Annotated in this window: 14 protein-coding genes and 1 pseudogene; 5 read left to right on the top strand and 10 right to left on the bottom strand. The window is 35.8% G+C overall.

What is annotated here, in order from left to right; genetic code table 11:
• Nucleotides 1-182 precede the first annotated feature (182 nt).
• Nucleotides 183-1,589, top strand: coding sequence for an amidophosphoribosyltransferase (locus AR1Y2_RS01060; RefSeq protein WP_137327293.1), 1,407 nt, complete (start codon nt 183-185; stop codon nt 1,587-1,589).
• 77 nt (nt 1,590-1,666) lie between these two features.
• Here AR1Y2_RS01060 and AR1Y2_RS01055 read toward each other — a convergent pair whose 3' ends face one another.
• The 3 genes from AR1Y2_RS01055 to AR1Y2_RS01040 all read right to left on the bottom strand — a co-directional run bounded on the left by AR1Y2_RS01055 (nt 1,667) and on the right by AR1Y2_RS01040 (nt 7,064).
• On the bottom strand, nt 1,667-4,987 hold the full coding sequence (locus AR1Y2_RS01055) for a DEAD/DEAH box helicase (RefSeq protein WP_137327292.1): 3,321 nt from the start codon (nt 4,985-4,987) through the stop codon (nt 1,667-1,669).
• A gap of 420 nt (nt 4,988-5,407) precedes the next feature.
• A complete protein-coding gene (locus AR1Y2_RS01050; RefSeq protein ID WP_008393242.1) occupies nt 5,408-6,022 on the bottom strand; it encodes a helix-turn-helix domain-containing protein in 615 nt (204 codons plus the stop codon).
• 370 nt (nt 6,023-6,392) lie between these two features.
• Nucleotides 6,393-7,064: a helix-turn-helix domain-containing protein gene (locus AR1Y2_RS01040; protein ID WP_008393244.1), complete on the bottom strand. Its 672-nt coding sequence runs from the start codon at nt 7,062-7,064 to the stop codon at nt 6,393-6,395.
• 547 nt (nt 7,065-7,611) lie between these two features.
• Between AR1Y2_RS01040 and AR1Y2_RS01035 the strand changes: the two genes are divergently transcribed.
• The 3 genes from AR1Y2_RS01035 (at nt 7,612) to AR1Y2_RS01025 (ending at nt 10,097) form a co-directional block, all read left to right on the top strand.
• On the top strand, nt 7,612-8,622 hold the full coding sequence (locus AR1Y2_RS01035) for a replication initiation factor domain-containing protein (RefSeq protein ID WP_085531584.1): 1,011 nt from the start codon (nt 7,612-7,614) through the stop codon (nt 8,620-8,622).
• Nucleotides 8,622-8,825, top strand: a complete 204-nt coding sequence (locus tag AR1Y2_RS01030; protein WP_002610247.1) for an excisionase — start codon at nt 8,622-8,624, stop codon at nt 8,823-8,825. Before AR1Y2_RS01035 ends, AR1Y2_RS01030 begins: the two co-directional genes overlap by 1 nt.
• A 78-nt stretch (nt 8,826-8,903) precedes the next feature.
• Nucleotides 8,904-10,097, top strand: coding sequence for a site-specific integrase (locus tag AR1Y2_RS01025; RefSeq protein WP_117570047.1), 1,194 nt, complete (start codon nt 8,904-8,906; stop codon nt 10,095-10,097).
• Between the two features lie 255 nt (nt 10,098-10,352).
• Here the strand turns inward: AR1Y2_RS01025 and AR1Y2_RS01015 are convergent, their stop codons facing one another.
• The 6 genes from AR1Y2_RS01015 to AR1Y2_RS00990 all read right to left on the bottom strand — a co-directional run bounded on the left by AR1Y2_RS01015 (nt 10,353) and on the right by AR1Y2_RS00990 (nt 18,164).
• On the bottom strand, nt 10,353-11,507 hold the full coding sequence (locus tag AR1Y2_RS01015; RefSeq protein WP_243118818.1) for a cysteine desulfurase family protein: 1,155 nt from the start codon (nt 11,505-11,507) through the stop codon (nt 10,353-10,355).
• A complete protein-coding gene (gene dndE, locus AR1Y2_RS01010; protein ID WP_137327290.1) occupies nt 11,485-11,898 on the bottom strand; it encodes a DNA sulfur modification protein DndE in 414 nt (137 codons plus the stop codon). The genes AR1Y2_RS01015 and dndE overlap by 23 nt, the downstream gene beginning before the upstream one ends.
• A gap of 1 nt (nt 11,899) precedes the next feature.
• Entirely contained in the window at nt 11,900-13,834 is a 1,935-nt protein-coding gene (dndD, locus tag AR1Y2_RS01005; RefSeq protein ID WP_175403553.1) for a DNA sulfur modification protein DndD, read from the bottom strand.
• A 1-nt stretch (nt 13,835) separates the two neighbouring features.
• Nucleotides 13,836-15,329 (bottom strand): DNA phosphorothioation system sulfurtransferase DndC, encoded by a 1,494-nt coding sequence (gene dndC / locus AR1Y2_RS01000; protein WP_137327288.1) that lies wholly within the window; start codon nt 15,327-15,329, stop codon nt 13,836-13,838.
• 159 nt (nt 15,330-15,488) lie between these two features.
• A complete protein-coding gene (locus AR1Y2_RS00995; protein WP_137327287.1) occupies nt 15,489-17,396 on the bottom strand; it encodes a DUF262 domain-containing protein in 1,908 nt (635 codons plus the stop codon).
• A 501-nt stretch (nt 17,397-17,897) separates the two neighbouring features.
• Entirely contained in the window at nt 17,898-18,164 is a 267-nt protein-coding gene (locus AR1Y2_RS00990; RefSeq protein WP_243118817.1) for a helix-turn-helix domain-containing protein, read from the bottom strand.
• A gap of 961 nt (nt 18,165-19,125) precedes the next feature.
• On the opposite strand from AR1Y2_RS00990, the gene AR1Y2_RS18360 reads away from it, so the two are divergent.
• Entirely contained in the window at nt 19,126-19,263 is a 138-nt protein-coding gene (locus AR1Y2_RS18360; RefSeq protein WP_408608823.1) for a hypothetical protein, read from the top strand.
• A gap of 146 nt (nt 19,264-19,409) precedes the next feature.
• Here the strand turns inward: AR1Y2_RS18360 and tnpA are convergent.
• Nucleotides 19,410-19,927: pseudogene (tnpA, locus tag AR1Y2_RS00985) on the bottom strand (IS200/IS605 family transposase).
• Nucleotides 19,928-20,127: the final 200 nt, after the last annotated feature.

The following is a 20,127-nucleotide window of genomic DNA, read 5'->3' as shown; positions in this document are numbered from 1 at the left end:
CACCCCACGATAGTTTTTCTTCATTGTCGGAAGGAGGCCTTTCCAGAGCCGACTGGAGATAATGGAGAAAAACTTATATCCACAGGGCACACCGTATCTCATACCCTTCGGGTAGACGCGCTTTGCGCGATAAGGTATAATAAATGCATCAATATTATTTTAATTACAAATCGGAGGAAATTATGGGCGGATTTTTTGGTGTAACTTCAAAACAAGACTGTGTTTTTGATTTATATTTTGGGACGGACTATCATTCTCATCTTGGAACAAGACGTGCCGGTATGGCGGTCTACAGTAAGGAAGATGGTTTTGACCGGGCCATTCACAATATTGAGAATGCTCCTTTCCGTACAAAGTTTGATAAAGATGTCAACAAAATGCATGGCTACATGGGTATTGGATGTATTTCTGACTATGAGCCGCAGCCATTGATTGTACGTTCCCACCATGGCACCTATGCCATTATGACCGTCGGTAAGATCAATAATACGGATGAGATTATAAAGCAGATGTTTGATTCAGGCCACACGCATTTTCTAGAAATGAGCGGCGGTGACATCAATGCTACAGAGCTGGTGGCAGCCATCATTAATCAGAGAGAGCACCTTGTGGAAGGAATTCAGCATGCCCAGGAGATCATCGACGGCTCCATGACCATTGCCCTTCTTACACCAAAAGGGATCTATGCTGCAAGAGATAAAATGGGCCGTACACCGGTTGCTGTTGGAAAAAAGGAAGACGGATATTGCATTTCATTTGAAAGCTTCGCATACCTGAACCTTGGTTATACTGCAGACCGTGAACTAGGGCCCGGAGAAGTCGTTATTCTGACGCCGGAGGGAATCCAGACCCTGGCGAAGCCAGGTGAGGATATGAAAATCTGTACCTTCCTTTGGGTTTATTATGGCTATCCATCCTCATCATATGAAGGAATCAGTGTCGAAGAAATGCGCTATAACTGTGGTAAGAAACTCGCACAGCGAGATGATGCATCACCGGACACCGTGGCCGGAGTTCCTGATTCAGGGATCGCCCATGCTATTGGTTATGCCAATGAATCCGGAATTCCATTTTCCAGACCGTTTATTAAATATACTCCTACCTGGCCGCGTTCTTTTATGCCGACCATCCAGAGCAAAAGAAACCTGATCGCCAAAATGAAGCTGATCCCGGTTCATGATTTGATTCAGGATAAAAGCCTTCTGTTGATTGATGACTCTATTGTGAGAGGAACACAGCTGCGGGAAACCACGGAATTCCTTTACCAGAGCGGTGCCAAAGAAGTCCATATCCGCCCTGCTTGCCCGCCGATCTTATATGGATGTAAATATTTGAACTTCTCACGCTCCAGCTCCGAAATGGACCTGATCACACGGAGGATCATTGAGCAGATTGCAGGGGATTACAAAAATGTCCATCTGGAGAAGTTTTCTAATCCAGATACGCCGGAATACCAGGGAATGATCAATGAAATATGTGATCAGTTGAATTTCACTTCACTCCGGTATCACAGGCTGGATGATATGATTGAATCTGTTGGGATCGATCCTGAGAAGCTTTGTACTTACTGCTGGGATGGGAAAGAATAGAGAATTTTTATAAAAACTAAAGAGAAACAAAAACACGGAAACGATACTATCATTGTTTCCGTGTTTTGTTTATTGATCTACTTTAATAATTCCCTTAATTCTTCCCTGCTGAAACTTGCCGTGCTTAATCCTTCCCCGCCAAGTATCTGCTCCGCCAGTTCTTTTTTCTTTTCCTGAAGCTTCATAATATTATCTTCTATCGTACCCTGAACGATCAGCTTATAAACCATAACCACATTTTCCTGTCCGATCCTGTGGGCTCTGTCAGTCGCCTGATTCTGTACAGCCAGATTCCACCACGGATCATAGTGGATCACAATATCTGCCGAAGTAAGATTTAATCCGGTTCCCCCCGCTTTTAAGGAGATACAAAAAACGGAGGTATCATCTTGATTGAATGCTTCAACCATCTTCGCACGTTTTTCTTTACTGACAGCTCCAGTCAACGTATAGAAAGAGATATGTTCTTCTGTAAGCCGCTGCTCTAACAGTGAAAGCATAGATGTAAACTGGGAAAATAACAAAATCTTATGTCCTCCGCTGACTGCATTCCTTATCAGGTCAATACATAACTCCCTTTTTGCGGACTCTCCCTTATAATTTTCAAAAATTAATTCAGGACTACAACATATCTGCCTTAACCTTGTCAATTCTGATAATATTTGAATTTTCCTGGTTTGGAATTCTTCCTCTGTCTGCTTATTCAACATGATCTGCATGCGTTTCACATGTGCATCATAAAGCTTCTGCTGCTCCCCTTCCATCTTCGCAAAATAACTTTTCTCCAGTTTATCCGGCAGATCTTTTAAAACATCCTTCTTCAGACGGCGCAGTACAAAAGGCCGGATCATTTTCTGTAGCCTCTTTATCTCAGTTTCACTGTTATCCTGTATGATCGGAAGTTCCAACTCCTCTCTGAATTTTTTATAAGAATATAAGAAGCCTGGCATTAAGAAGTCAAAGATGCTCCACAATTCGCTTAAGCGGTTTTCCACCGGTGTACCCGTAAGTGCCAGTTTAAAACCTGCATTTACAGCTTTTACTGCCTTTGCGGCCTGGGTTCCATGGTTTTTAATATATTGTGCTTCGTCAATGATCTGATTGCCAAATGTGATATCCTGATAACTATCGATATCCCTTTTCAAAAGGTCATAGGATGTGATCAAAACTATATTGTCACTGGCATTTTTTATAATCTCTTTCCTCTCCCCCGCCTTTCCAACTACCATCTGTACCGGTAGACCGGGTGCAAACCTGCAGATCTCACTGTGCCAGTTAAACACGAGAGACGCAGGAGCCACGATCAGGCTCCTTCTATTTTCTTTTCCTTCCTGATACTCAGATTCCAAAAAGGCAATCACTTGAAGTGTCTTTCCAAGCCCCATATCATCCGCAAGAATACCTCCGAATCCATTACATTTTAATGTCTTGATCCACAAAAAACCTTTTTTCTGGTACTCCCTCAGTACATCCTGAAGCCCGGCCGGAATCTCAAAGTCATTATCCTCTACTGTCTTCATATTCCGGATCAATGCTTTAAACTCTTTATTCTTCTGGGCGGAAACAGTCTGCCATTCTTTTAGCTCCTCATCCAGATAAATGGCATTGTATTTGGGCAGAGTCACTTTATCCTTTTTAAACTGCCGGTCCGAAAGATGCAGCCCCTCCTTCAACTCCAGCAGCGCGTTGATTCCTTCCCCGTCCATATTTACAAAATCACCGCTTTTCAGGCGATAGAACTTCTTTTTCTTATTATACCTTGATAAGATCTCCAAAAGCTCATCCTTAGGCATATCTCCTGCTGTCATCTTAAGCTCCAGCATATCTCCTGAGAGAGATACACCCACTACAACTTTTGGTGCAGGAGAAACATGAATCTTCTTTAACGCATCAGAAATATAGACCTCTCCCAGCCTCTGTAGATTGGAAATCCCGTATACTAACAGTTCGTACAACTTTTCTTCATCATCTGCCAGAACCATAAGCTTTTCCCGTTCATCGTAAGCATTACAATATCCTGAGACGACTTTAGCCACTTCCATCTCTCTCTTCAGATCCCGTCTTTCAATTTCCTGGGTGTTGTCATAAATGTTATATTTCCTTTGTCCATAGACTGCCATAGGCTTGCAGGTAATAAAGTCTTTCTGCGGTGCATCCAGATATATTTCAAAAGCTACAGGAACCACACCGTAGTCTTCTTCCTCAAACTCCTGCTTTGTACATTCAAAAAATTTTTCCAACACCGGAAGCAGTTCTCTGCAAAAGGCAGGTACATCCGACTGTTCTATAAATGCTCTGCGCGTAGGAAGCTCCGCCATACAGGATAAAAAACCTTGTATGGGCTCTATATCCTCTTTTGGAATTCTATATACTTTTCCTCTTTGAAAATAAATATTAGAATTGACACACTGATAGCCTGTTAAATAATTGATCTCTACGTCAATTCCCTGTTCTCTCCCAGTGATCTTCATAGAACGTTCCAGCGGCTCGTCTGTCACCCTCCACACGCTTTCCTGTGCTCTGCTGATATCCGCCTGAAACTCCTTGACCCCTATGGCCTCGATGAGCTGCTCCAGATCTCCTGTTTTCAACGGCACTCTTCTCAAATTAACCGTTGTGAAATCTGTGTATGGATCATCATAATAGGGAATCTCAAGAAAATTATATTTGTTCTGTTTTACCCAGTTTTCCAAAAACACCACAAGCTTACGGGAATCCTCATCAAATACTTTCATGTCATGTACAAACTGCAGCTTTTGTCCATAAGAATAGTTTTCTTTCTTTTCCACAGCGTCCACAAAGGCGAACACATCTTTTAAGACATACATATAGGAAGTCCCTATTTTAAATTCCACCTCAATCATGTAATCCTGACATATTAAAAATGGTTCAAGCCGCACTTGTCCATAAAGCTCCTCCTGGATCATAGGCAGTGTATTCTGTAACTGCTGCCTTGAAAGCAGCTGTTTTATCGCCGGAGTTGTCTTTGGCTTGTATTCGATTTCCGCCGATGCTGGCTTTGTGTTCATTCCCTTCATGCCTTGAAGTTTCTCAAGGATGCTTTTCTGCTTGTGACTGTATTCCAGGATAGTTTCTTGTCTTTCTACATAGTCTCTATATTCCAACAGCACCGCTACACAATGTTTGCAAAGGCCATAGTACTCACGGAATGCCGGGCACTCACAATATGCATTTTCCAGATCGTCAATTTCTAAATTATATTCAAGATTAACCTCATATTTATTTCTTCCGCTTCCCTGTATAATTGCATCAATATATGCGATCCCATCCTGTTCACCAACTGAAAAATTCAGTATATAGTCAGACTGGTACAGATTTCTGCCTTTTGCATAAGAAGATGGATTTGACAATTCCTTTATCTGTGATTTAGTTAACATCCTGCTGTGCCGCCCTTTCCTACTGAATTTAGAAGTAATATGTTTGTTTATATGAAAAATTATTTTGTGAAACAAATGATTTTAGATTACTTGTCATAATACATAGAGAAGGCTGAATTCATTTTTTAATTATACAAAAAGCTTTCGGACAAGATGTAAGTTAAAATATAGTCCGAAAACAATTCATATTTACATTAAACTTTATATCTGATTTTTGATTATCCCTATAAATATTACACTTTCAAGCATTTCGAAGTATAGAAAAACACTCATTTTACCACGAATATACCACGATTGAACGAGCCTTGATATGACGATAAAATAGCACTAAAAAGACACCATTGACACATTGAAGTGGTGTCTTTTATTAATAAGCAGTCAATCCTAAGACTAACTGCTTTTGCAAAATAAAGGTAATCACTATTTTGTTTGTTTCTTTAGAATAATATAGCTTGCAATCACAACTACAAAGAATACTAACACGAAAACTAAAGTATGAAATATTCCTATCGGATAAGGTGCAATCCACCCTTCTAGTTTGAAAACCAATCCTGAAATATATCCTGTAATCATAGAAATAGGCATAAAAGCAACTCCGATTATATTAAGCCAATTTACATAAAAGGGGGATTTTTCTTCCGATAGTATTCTCGCTATAAAATATCCAACAATCCCTATAGCTTGAATAATCATTGAACCCCAAACTGCTTCCATTGTTTGTTCTGCATACCAATTACCAAATGCACAAAACAGCCCAATAGCAACAAAAGCTGTTGATGATATATAAAGTACCTTACTCGTAAGCTCTTTATTTTTTTGTTCTTTGTCTGCTACTGGTTCAATTCCCTTTAGGATATAGTCAGTTGTTACTCCAAAAAAATCACTCATTATAATTATTTTTTCTAAGTCAGGCGTACTTTGTTCACTTTCCCATTTAGAAACAGCCTGCCTTGAAACTCCAACTTTATCCGCAAGTTCCTCTTGTGATATTCCTTTTGATTTCCTTAAATATTGTATTCTGTCTGCCATATTCATTAGCTAACACTCCTTTCTTTCATGGTGTAATTTTAGCAATATTATCAGTTGCATAGCCACCATTTAGATATGGAAATATGTCAACTGGCAGTTGCAATGATGTTTTTTGACAAATCAGCAGAATATTCTTGCTTATAACGTAATTTAAACATATCCATATTATAACAGTTCCATATATCCGCCACAACAAAAATCAGCACACCCCCCCTTGACATTTTTCTGTCTTGAAAAATACACACTTTTTCTTTCTTCCTCTTGATTACCAACCACAGAAAAGAAAAAGCCCTGTCAAGAGCCATGCCACCATTGGTGGTGCTTTGCACTCTTTACTGGGCTTTTTGTTTGCTGTATCTTTCATTCAAGAGGAAAATTAAAGACCTCTGTTCCATTTCTCTTTCAGATAATCTTCATAGTCCGTTTCATCAAAATCTAACTGTGGCGAAGTGTCGGGAATGTTATTTCTGCTGTCTATGTCCGCAAGTTGACGGAATATCCAGTCATCATAAGGGTCATGGTATTTATACTCTTTGGGCTGTTCTCTGTATCGGTCTAACCCTCGCATTTCCTTATGTACTTTCATCATGCGTTCTATTTTTTGACGTTGTATCAACTGCTTGATTTCCATAAGTTCTTCTAACTCCGTAACCTCATTGGTAATGTAGTTATGGATATACTGTATGAGTTTGGTTTCCATGTAAAATCTGCATTCTTTTTCATCATTGAAAAATTCATTTTCAGACAGATAATCTAAGGAAACATTGAAGTCCTGTTCCCGTTTGATAATATCCATGATATATGGTTCGGTGTGGTCAATATACTTCCATTCTCCTGATAATAATTCATTGGGCGTTACTCCCAGCACGTCCATTATCTTTTCTAATGTGTCAAAGGTAGGATAATTCACACCCCGTTCAATCTTGGAAAGGCTCTGCATATTGATACCGATTTTATCCGCAAGTTCCTGTTGTTTCATTCCTCTGTGTTTTCTTATGGTCTGTATATTCTCTCCTAAGAAACTGATTTTCTTTTCGTAATGTTCCATAACTTAGTATAACCGCTCCTTTCGTTGCTTTTCTCGGTGTTTATAAGCATATCATACTTAATATTTATTAAAAAGTCAATCAAAACTTCTTGACAAGTAATTCTAATGGCGTTATTATCGTATTAGATAGGGTGATTAAGCACGCTAGGGTCAATCACACGCTTGAGTAAGCATAGAAAAGATGTATTTTCATTTTGATAGCATGAATAAGCATGGACTATCAGACCGAAAATAAGGTTTCTGACTGGGGCTGTTCCGTTTAGCCACGAGTCTTACAAGGCTCGTGAGCGTTAAGAACGGATCAGACACAGGAAGAAAGGGAACGCCTTTAGGCGTTCATAAAGGGCGTATATGTAACACCGCCCTGCGCATACATGTCATAGTACCTAGAAACTGTGATAAATAAAGGAAAAAACACGATTTTTACCTCGCAAAAAAACGGGAAGTACGAAAGGAGTAATGCACTATAACTACACACAAAAATTTATCCGTTAAGATTGATTACATCAGCATTGTATTTGATACTGCAACCGCAGAAGATGTTATCATGCACATTTTAGGTTTACCGACTGACATTTTCAATGTCTATCCGGCAAGCGTTAAATTCAAGACCTATCAGGCACGCTGGCAGATTGGAGATATTTATGTATCGGGGGACGCAAGAAAGACAGAGGACAATCCACAAGGGCTAGGCTGTTATCTTGTTATGACTGGCAGAGGTTGTGATGATATTTTCCGTATTCTCGACAGTAGGAATTATACCTTTGGGGATATGTTCCGACGCTGTGAGCGAAGATACGGACTGGATAACTTCCATTTCACAAGACTTGATATTGCCATTGATGATAGGAACGAAAAGCCATTCTTTACCATAGAGCAGATAAAGAAGAAATGTGAAAAAGAGGAATTTATCTCGAATAGTGAGGGCTACCACTTTGACGAAAGCAAGTTTGATGATTTCGACACTGCAAAGACCGTTTATATCGGTGCTGGAAAATCGGGATTGTCCTACCGCTTTTATGATAAGGATAAGGAAGTCTGTTCAAAACATAATAAGACACTTGATGAAGTTGGCAGTTGGAAACGGACAGAAATGCAACTGCGTGATGATAAGGCTCATGTTTTTGCCATGACATTCAAAGACAGACCGCTGGAACTTGGGGAACTGGCTTTCGGACTGCTGGCAAACAACCTACGCTTTGTCGTACCAAACAGAAACGAAAGTAATAAAAGCAGATGGAAAATGTGTCGATTTTGGGAACGCTTTTTGGGGGCTGTGGAAGTCTTGGAACTGCAAGTACCAAAACAGCATAATTCCCTTGAGGAAACACAGCAATGGCTCACAGAGGGTGGCGTGATTTCCGCTGTCAAAAGTTTTTATTTCTTAGAAGAACATGACGCATTAGGTGGACTGGAAAAAGTAGGAACTATGCTTGATAGGGCAAGATACAGCAATTCCCTTTCCAGTAAATTAACCGCCCATTTACAGAGGATAAACCGCACCGACCTTATCCCCTATATCCAGTATGACACGAAACATGGGAAAGGGGGTATCTGATGAACAACAACGATATTCCCGTATGGGAAAAATACACCCTTACCATTGAAGAAGCGTCAAAGTATTTCCGTATCGGAGAAAACAAGTTAAGACGATTGGCAGAGGAAAACAAGGACGCTGGCTGGCTCATTATGAATGGCAACCGCATACAGATTAAACGCCGACAGTTTGAAAAGGTTATTGACAAATTGGACGCAATCTAATGCAAATGAGCCTTGTATGTGTTATGATGAACACAAGTCATATCAAGGCTCTTTCCAACAAGGAAAGGAGCAGACACCATGAAAGAAAAAAGACGGGATAACAAAGGTCGTATCCTGCATACTGGAGAGAGCCAACGAACAGACGGAAAATACTTATATAAATATGTGGACGCATTTGGAAACACAAAATATGTGTATGCTTGGAGATTGACACCCACAGACCCGACACCAAAGGGAAAACGGGAAAAACCCTCACTTCGAGAACTGGAACAGCAGATAAGACGGGATATTGAGGACGGTATCGACAGCACAGGCAAGAAAATGACGCTTTGCCAACTTTATGCCAAACAGAACGCACAAAGGGCAAATGTGAAGAAAAGCACACAGAAACAACGGGAACAACTCATGCGGTTATTGAAAGAGGACAAGTTAGGTGCTAGGAGTATTGATACAATCAAGCCCTCTGACGCTAAAGAATGGGCGTTACGCATGAAAGACAAAGGCTTTTCCTACAATACCATTAACAACCATAAACGCTCGTTAAAAGCGTCATTCTATATCGCCATACAAGACGATTGCGTAAGGAAAAATCCCTTTGATTTCAAGTTAAGTGAAGTCCTAGAAAATGATACCAAAGAGAAAGTCGCATTGACAGAGGAACAGGAACAAGCCTTACTCTCATTTATCAAGACAGACAATGTGTATCACAACCATTATGATGATGTGCTGATACTGTTAAAGACTGGACTTCGTATCTCGGAACTGTGCGGACTGACAGTAGCTGATATTGATTTCAAGAATGAAGTTGTAATTATCGACCACCAGTTACTAAAGAGCAAGGAACAGGGCTATTATATTGAAACGCCTAAGACGAAAAGCGGAATAAGACAAGTGCCATTAAGTAGAGAAACAATACAGGCATTTCAACGAGTTATGAAGAAACGCCCAAAGGCAGAACCATTTGTGATAGACGGACAGAGCAATTTCTTATTTGTCAATCATAAAGGCAAGCCCAAAGTTGCGATTGATTACAACGCCTTATTTGTCCGTATGGTAAAGAAATATAACAAGCACCACAAGGACAATCCCTTGCCACATATCACACCGCATACGCTACGCCATACATTCTGCACAAGACTGGCAAGCAAGAACATGAACCCAAAAGATTTACAGTATATCATGGGACATTCAAACATTAGTATCACAATGAACTGGTACGCTCATGCGTCCATAGATACCGCAAAATCAGAGGTTCAGCGTCTAATCGCATAGAAGTATTTACCACGATTTTAACCACGATTGACAGGGAAAATATAAGAAGATAGACCTAGATATGCGAGGTTTACCACAAAAGCAAAATGCCCGTAGAGCCGATAAAATAAGGCTTTGCGGACATTTAGGAAGATATAAAAAGATAGTCAAAAAGACATATATAATTTCTCAAAAATTAAATGCTCTAACTTAAAGAAATTATACTTACATAAGTCAGTATATTTAAGGAATAGAATTAGGTATATATTCATTGGTTTAAGTTTCTTGACATGCTTTTACCTTAATTAATACCTTCTGCAATTCTGAGAAATCTAATTTCTTTCTTCCCCAACTAATACGTACTGCTTCTTCTATAACTTTCTGATCTAACCCCATCTCTTTCAACACATAACTCGTCTCATATCGTGAGGAGGAATTACATGCCGAACCATTAGAAACACCTACATGATTTTTGGCTAATAGCATAAAAGCTTCAGAATCAATATCAATAAAGCTAATATTTAATGTATTACCTGATGCATATTTTAAATCTCCGTTAATAATATATCTAGTTCCACTATTCTGCAATAACTCAAGTATATCCTTCTCGTTTTGCTTATATAACTTGCAATATTCCGTTGAATTTTTTAAACTCAATGAACATGCATGTCCTAGCCCTACAATTAAAGCTACTGGCAGTGTTCCCGGTCTTAGGCCATTTTCTTGTCCTCCTCCATACATAATTGCTTTTAATGGAGGCTTCTTTCCGTCTCTATATCTTCTAATAAGGGCACCTATTCCTTGGGGTCCATACATTTTATGTGCAGAAATTGATAATAAATCATAATTTAAGTTCTGTAAATCTACTACCAATTTCCCGCAACTTTGAGCTGCATCAACATGAAACCAAGTATCTGTCCTTTTTAAATAATCTCCAATTTCTTTTACTGGCTGAATTGTCCCTGTTTCATTATTTATATGCATTATACTTACTAAAAAAGTGTCCTCCCTAACTTTTTCCAACACTTTTTTCGCCTCAATTCGACCACTTCTATTAGGCTTAACAAAATCAACATCAAAACCTTCCTTCATAAGTTGTTTGATCGGCTCTAAAACAGATTTATGCTCGATTGTTGATGTCACTATGTGTCTTTTATTATTTTGGATAGCATAATTTCTCATTCCTAATATGGCCATGTTGTTACTTTCCGTTGAACCGCTGGTAAATATAACTTCTTCTCTTCTAATCTTTAGCAAAGCAGCAACCTGCTCTCTTGCACGTTCCACTTGAGCACTCGCCTGATTTCCATATATATGTGTTCGGCTATCAGCATTTCCATAGCTTTTCATATAAGTTTCTATCATAACTTCAAGAACCGATTTATCAATTGGTGCACTAGCATTATAATCAAGATAAATACTCATCTTCATTTTTATCCTTTCTTTCTTCTAACGCCAATAAAATTAAATCATCTATATTTTTTATCATATTTGTACCTGACAAATACGATATTCCTCTACTTAAATGCAATCTAAAATATTTCGCTAATGTTTCCGTATCAGTCGGCAATTGATCTTGGATACATCTAGCTTTTATTAAAGCCTCAAAGATCTCATTATTATCTCCTGCAAAAGTTGACCAAGACATTTCAACGTTACTTTCTTGTAAAATCTCTGTATCATTTGGAATTGAGGGCTCCTTTAAAGAAATACATAATGCCCATCTACATAAGATATTCCAATTTTTTATCCCTGTTTTTCCTTTTAATCTTGATAATTTATCTTTATCTTGGTTTGATAATTTAATTTGTTTTACAATCATGTTATGTTCTCCCAAAGTATCCATCTGTTATTATGGATTTCTTTTCGTCTTCCTGATATTCTAACGTAAATTCTCTTCCCACAAATGGTTTTATTTGAGAATAATCATCATCTGTTATTTCTTGATCTGTGGAAAGAATAATAACCTGCTTACTTGCGTACGGAAAATAATTCCTAATTAAACTATTTCTATGTTCTGAATCTAGACGTGCTAGGGGAGTATCAATAACCAAAGGAAATTCGACTTTTGAACAAATTGCTAATGCCCATAACATTGCAATTACTAATAGTTGCTTTTCCCCTGCAGATAAAGCCATTTTGTTGACTTTTTGCCCTTCGCTATTGTAATATGTAAAGCTCAAAGTTTCCGAATTAATAATAATATCATTTATTAATCCTTCTTTTGCAATTAAATTTTTGAAACAATTTGTCATTTGCTGCGATAATTCTTTAACTTTTAGCTTTTGAACTTCTAATTTATATTTCTTCAATAACCCAATCTGTTTTTGAATATAATTAATTATTCTCTTTGCCTCATCAGAGTTTTCATATCCTTCAACAACTTTATTTAATAAACGGTCTTTATTATTATTAATTGTTTTAAGTTGTTGTAAACTTTTTTCTAGTTCCCCATTTTCTTGCACTATACGTTCGTCGATAATAGCTTTTTCTGCAGTTTTATCTTTTATAATTTGAAATAAAGAATTCACTTGTTTATCATCTACTTTTATTAAAAGATAATTTTCTAAATCCTCTAATTTCTTTTCAATCTTTCTTTTCTCTTCTATAAGCGTTAAGGCCTTAGAACATGAAGATTTAAATGATTTATTTAACTTCTTTAATCTGAAATATGCATCATCTTCAAACTTATAAATGTAAGTCTCGTTTGTTGCCTTCGTTTTAACAAAATTCAAAAAACTTGCTATATTCTCAATACTATTATTTTTACTACAGAATTCCTCATATATTAAAGGCAAACGCTGGGCAAGTAAGTGTAATTCTTTCTGTTCACGTTCTTCTTGTACTCTTTCAAAAATTGAATATAACAGATCTTTGCACAAAATTAATGGCAGATCCCCCATGGCTAACTCAACTAAATCATTATCAATTTTCTTCTTTTTTTCCTGAAAAGTCTGATATTCCTTCTCTGTATAATTTCTTTTCTCGGCATAACTCCCTCCTATTATAGAATAGTTCTCCTCTAATTCTTTTAATCTCAATCGTAAAATCTCACTTTTTTTCTGATTACTTTTAATTTCTTGATTTAATTTGATAATTAATCGGTTAATATCTTCACTTTGTTGATTAACCATTGCTAATTCTGTAGAATAAAGATTATTCTTTATTTCTTTTTCTTTTCTATTTTCTACAACCTCTAAATCCTGAATAAGCCTGTCTATTACGTCTATTCCTAACAAACCCTTAATGGAATTACCTATCTGCTCATCATTTTCAGAAGATGCAAGTTCTGCAATCTTTTCCCCATCAAAGAAGAAAAATGGTGCTATAGCGTGTGGAAGGATTTCTTCAATGAACATGTCCCAATTTTGTGAAAGAGTATTATCTCTTAATCCATTTTTGCATACTTCTGTCTGCAACCTTATATTTTTTAGCCCTGCATTCCAGCTCCTCTTTACAGTATAATTTTGCAGTGTGTCTTCTGTCTGAATTTCAAATTCTATCTTGACATAGCAATCTTTGTTCTGACCTCTGGTATTACTAATTTTATAAAGGTAATCAGTAAGTTTTAAAGAGTTACCTAACAGGTTCCCCACATATTGACCGTAAAGTGCGAATAAGACCGCCTCTAAAATCGTAGTTTTTCCACGTCCATTCATTCCCCCTATTAAAATTATCGGTTTATCGCAGTCTAAATTAACTTCATTCCTGTCTACAAAAACACCTATATTCTGGAGTACCAATTTTTTTAACTTCATTTTAAGCTCCTCCATCTTCTTCCCATTCAGCCCGTTCTTCTTCCCTTATCGCCTTCAGGTCAAAGGATACTCCCATTTCCTTTTTTCTTTTTAATTTTTTAAATGCATAATTTTCTGCATCTTCTTCATTTTTATAAAAACATTTTTTAATTTCTGATTCTAAACTATTATAAATCCCCTTTCTTTTCTGTAAAGTAGAAAACCTATTTTCTATATCCAGCAATCGATATGATAATTCAAAGGCCAATTCTTCTTCTGGTTCTTCCTCTAAACAAACATTTTTTAAAACCTCCCATTCCTTATCATTATATGCACTCCTAAAGTGGTGTTTTAGATTTAATTTTCTACCTGTAACTTCTTGATATATTTTAGGCAATCTATCCTCAAATTCATGTTTTTCTTCCAGCCAAATCTGTCTTATTTTATTTAATTCCTCATCTGTTATCAAACTAAGATTCCTAAACTCTTCAGGTCCATTTTTATTTATATGCTCTTGTACTTCTAATAATTTTTTAAGCCAGGACTCTCTTATTTCCTTTTTATATGGTCCGTGTACTAATCTTCCGTTATAAAGAAATACATTTCCTTTCATTTTTCTAAAATCTCGACGTTGTCTATCCTTTTTTATATCACCAATTTCATTTCGGAATTCCAGTAATGACATCATCCACTCTTTTTGTGAATCATTCATAATCATGGCTTCCATTGACTTATCTTTTTCAACCATAGTACACATCCAGCAACCAAATCGGCTCTTTCCACAACTTGGTGTATCTGATGACATAACAATAGGACACTCAGCATCTGCAGAAGCCCCTCTATACAATCCCATTAGATCCTTGTTCGAATACCCCCAGGGATTTTTATATTGCAATAAATAATACCAAACATCATCGTCACTCCAATTTTCGAGAGGTGAAAAGACAAGTTCATTTTGTATACTTCCATTAGGACTTAGATAATTTCTAACTCTCATCTTTTCATAATATTCCATATTTTGAGCTCTATTTTTGCTTTCAGCTTTACGGGTCCCCAATAATAAAATAGCTTCTCCATATTTTGATACAACATCCTGAACAAACTTATTAGAGGGCTTAATCTTTAATCTATCAGTACACCACCTCATGGTAACACGAGGATACGGATAACCTCTTCCCAATAAGTTAACCCAAAAAGTGTCGTTTATTTCTGGTGTAAGTCTATGTTTCTTAAAGGGCATATTTTGCTTCTGGGCCTCTGTTTCGATAAAAGTTAACGAATTCTCAACCCATTTTGCAATTACTGGTGATTCTACTAAAGTATCTGTGCTAATAACATGTATTATTTTATGATTTCTCTCTTTTACAGACAATTGAGATAAAGCAAGCCACACTAACTGTAGCGTGGCAGTACTATCTTTCCCCCCAGAGTAACCAATAACCCATGGGATCTCGTCTTCTAAATATAGTCTTTGAACTATTTTATAAGTATCTTGTATTTCCTTCTTTGTAATCATACGTAATCCTTCCATTTGAAAATGCCCGCAACAAAATATTTATGCAGGCATTATATTTTATTATATCTTAATTATAATTCTAATACAAGAATAATCTTATATCCTCAATCTAAGAGATTCATTAACATAATATAAGCATTTAAAGCTCATATTGTATACTTATAACTCCCAAATTTTTCGTCTAAAAACAGAATATAAATTGCTACTAAGAGTGTTGATTTTTTCTGTTGAAAAATAATCAGATAAAAAGTCTTTATATCTCTTTAATACCTCAATCTTACTTAAATCTTCATTCTTTGCCTCAACTAAAAGCTTATAAGAATTTAGGCTTTTAATATAATTTAGATAAATACTAATGTGTTTAGATTTATCTAAATTATTTTTTTCTATATAACCTATTTTTGTAATAATATCAAATGTACCCATAGCTTCATTATCCTTATTAGATACAAGAATTAAATTATTTTCTAAGTCCTTAAATTCTTTATATTCTAGATAAAGTTCTTCACTAAATTTATACTCATCGCCTTGCTTCCTTTTCCAGTTAAGTTTTAGCGAGTCATTAATTATTAAGTGTTCTATTGTTTTTGTAGAATACGACTTTAACTTTATTTCTATAAGTTTATTATTTGATCTTTTTGATTCTACAGTATCTAGAATGGAATATAATAATTTAAAGTTGCCTTTATTAATAACAAATCGTACAGAATCACTTTTCTGTTCTAATATCATTCTTATCTCTTCATATAAGCTTTCAAGAATTGATTCATTTTCGTCAATCGCCTCTATTACCTTAATGGGTAAATAAGATCTTGTCCTAATTTGAAAGATATCTACACATATAAAGAAATAAACGTAATATAATCTAAAGAAACTCTGTAAATCTACTTGACTGACTTTTGTAGTCATTGTTAAGTTAACATCAATATAATGTAAGAAGGCTAATTTATATATATTTTGTTTTGCAAATAATATGTAATTGGAGATTTTTTTAAGGAAGTCCAAATCATCATCAATAGTTCGTTTAACTTTTGCTAAATCACTAAACCTGTATGTCTTACTGTCAATATTTGTTTTATAAATATACAGATTTTTTTCAAAAAGATTAAATTCCTTTAATAAATGTACAATTTCAGAAGGATGTTTATCTTCAAGATAATGCTTTCCATTAATATGCAAATGTTCGCTGATTCTAGTAGTTCGCTCTTTTATCAAAAGATATTTATGTAAGAGCGAACTTAAATCTTTAAAATGTAAATCTTTTATTTTATAAAAATCTTGTTTAATATCAATCCATTGACATTTTAAATTTTCTTGCATAGACGAATCTTTAATTTTTGAAAAACAATAGCCTTTAAAGATACTTTCTTCGTCCAGCCTTTGGGCCTTTTCATTAATATCAATGTATATTTCTTCTATAGATCCCTCATTTTTAGATATTACATTTACAAATAGCACCATTTGACAATCAAAAACGTGCATCACCATTTGGATTAATTTTGTCTTCCACTCTCTTTTACTAATGTCACTTTTATATGACTTAATTTTTTTATATATAACGTCATATGCTTCTTTAAATTTAGCACCTTGACGATAAATATCATCCTCTTCTAATACGTTTATATACAATTCGTTTTCTCGTTTATGTATAAACTTTCCAACTGAATCATTCCAAAGAATAAGATTGTTTTGATGTTCTAGAACTGCCATAATTTCATTCGCTTTTACTGTTTCCTCTTCCTTTTGTAAAATGTTATAAAGACAAACACAAACCAATATTAGAGTCGTAATTCTTTGCTGTCCATCAACTATATCTAGACAATTATGTTTTCTATTCTTTTCTAATACTATGATTCCAAGAAATTTGCTATTAATATATATATCATCAACAAAAGTTTTTATTTTATTATCTTCCCATGTATATTCTCTTTGATATTTCGGTATGGATAAATATACATTTCTACGATTGCCAAATTCAGCAATAACACCATTTAAACTTTTATCTTCAAATTCAAAATTAAAAATTTCTTGAATAGATGCTACACCGCTCACCATATTATTTTTCATTATAGTATCCTCCGTAAAATTATGAATAACAATTACCTAATTTTTTATCTCCTTTATAGTTAGTTTATTGCTTATTACTATACAATAAATCCAAGTTCTTTAACTCATCAATTGGTAAAACTTTTCCTTTTTTTCGATGAATTATTCTATCAATGAGCTGAAAGGTCTAGTATGATGAATCTATATATATCCTGTCCCCAATCACCATACTTTTCTTTACAATTAATTCCACATTCAATGCACTTAAAATTATGAATTTTTATTGCTCATTCTCTATTTTTCCTACTTCTTTCATATTTCATTGTATAGTAGACAACTTTTTCCCCTCTACACCCGTTAATTCAACTTAAAAATTTTCCTGCTCGACTTCTTCACATCTATAATTCTCCCCAATATATTGAACTGTCCATTAACTTTTCTCCTGCGTAAATTGTAACCATTATTAGTATACATATTTATCTAACCAAAAAAAGAAAATAATCTTATTACTTAGATTATTTCCTAGATTGATGTCATTCCTTTTACAAATAAAGTAACTTTCTCTTTTTCACCTTCTGATAGTGAATCCCATACATCTAACACCATTTTTTGTTCATTCGTTAAATTTAGTCTAATCCCTTCCTCGGCGAAAAACTGTGATAACGTAATATCAAAAGCACTACAAATTTTATTTAGTGTATTAAATGTAGGCATACTTCCCCTATTCATTAAATTCGATAACGATGATTGACTAATTCCAGATTTTTTTGATAATGCATATATACTCATATTGTGAGTCTCACATAATCCGTTAATTCGATTAATAATAAACTTTTCATTAAGCAAATGGTCTACACCTCAATTCAGAATGTTTCTATACTAATTTTATCTCTAATAATGTAAAATTATTAGATTTTATCTTCGCAAGCATATTAGTTCCGTATTGAGTAGCAAATAGTTTTAATTAAGTTTAAGTATCTAGTGCATCAAAAGCGTTTTATATAAAAGTATATTTTTAATATAATGTTCATGTAACTTTTTTTCTTGTAAAACCTATTTTTTGCTATGGATTCAAAAAAGTTAATAAACCAAAACTAATAAACATTTGCGAAATGTCTTATATCAGAACAGTTAGAAACAATTAGAAATAGGTTAACTTTTATATTATTTGCACATTGTGGTAAAAAACACTTTAGAAGCTATCGGCAGTTCCATAACTGGGTCATGAAGTATGAAGAAAAGGCCGCTCCGTGCTTGAAGAACAAAGGGGAGGGCGGGCTCACATGCAAGCCTAAGAGCTGAATCTGCAAAAGATAGATCTGCAAATGGAAAATGACCTGTAAAAAAGTTAAAGAGCTAGAAAAAGAGACTTGCTATCTCTGGTACGCAAGCTGTGTGTCTATTAGTCTGTTAGAAAATTGTCCTAGACAAAGAAATACCCTATAGAAAGGTTGTGTACATTTCTTAAAATCAGCTGTTCCGTGTACTACCGTTGGGTAAGACACCCAACAAAAGAGATTCGAAACAGGTGCACTGCTATGAAAATCTAGATGATGCACCAATTGCACCTGAGATGAGCTTAGTTTATATCATAGGATTTACATAAACGTCAAGCAGGGACTGCGCATCTACTAGAACCAGAAGATACAATGCTCCATCAAGTGAAGACTAAGTCAGAACATGTCAAGGGGGTGACGCACTGTATAGACAACGGAGCGATCGAGAATTAGTGATAATTTTTTAAAAAGAAATGTATTATGGTCGCTGTTTTACTAACAAAGACAATATGATGCGGGGGATTACGATGCACATACATTACTATAAAAACCAACGGCAACAGAGAAACCTGAATGTGATGAGACCAATAGCGTTTCATAAACTAGAGTGAAAGACTACATAATCAATACTACCGGCTCAGCCGGTAGTATTTTCCCTATAAGGTAACGTTACTTGTCTTGCTTCTAAAGATGCTCCAACCCGGTCCGCCAACCACACTTCGTTCTCCGGTTGCCCGTTAACGGGCCTCTCTTCCTTCTACTTTACTGGCTCACCCGTAAACAGGTCGATGTATTCTTCAGGATCATTTGGTCGTATTCAATGTCCTCTTGCAACTGCTTCTTTATATATTCCTCTATCTTTTTAGCATTTTTCCCTGCTGTATCTACGTAATATCCTCTACACCAGAATTGTCGATTCCCATACTTGTATTTCAGATTTGTATGCCGGTCAAGTATCATGAGCGAACTTTTCTCTTTCAGGTATCCCATGATCTGTGACAAACTGTATTTGGGTGGTATCTTGATCAGCATATGGACACGGTCCCTGCATCATTCCGCTTCTATGATCTCGATCTCCTTTCGTTTGCATAACATGCTCAGTATGTTTGCCATATCCTCCTTGATCTGTCCATAGATTATCTTTCTCCAATACTTTGGTGCAAAGACTACATGATATTTACAATTCCACGTTGTATGTGATAGTCTATTATTGTCCAATTGAATCCCTCCTATGATCTTATTTTTTGGTTGGCGAACCTTCTTAAATCTTATCATAGTAGGAGTTTTGCTTGAAGCTTAAGCAATCCCTCGACTCACCTGCATAGCAGGTGGTTTTTTATTTCGCAGACACTTCGTTGCCTGCTCAATAGACTAAAGTCAACAAAAATACCACCAACCAGTAAACTGGCTGGTGGCAGAAAAACTTATTACTTTTAATTATCCTCCTGAAGGATGGAACACTATTCTAAGCGGCT

Source organism: Anaerostipes rhamnosivorans (assembly GCF_005280655.1).
GTDB lineage: Bacteria > Bacillota > Clostridia > Lachnospirales > Lachnospiraceae > Anaerostipes > Anaerostipes rhamnosivorans.
The sequence above is the reverse complement of the archived record's forward strand: the minus strand, read 5'-3'. Positions and strand labels throughout refer to the sequence as shown.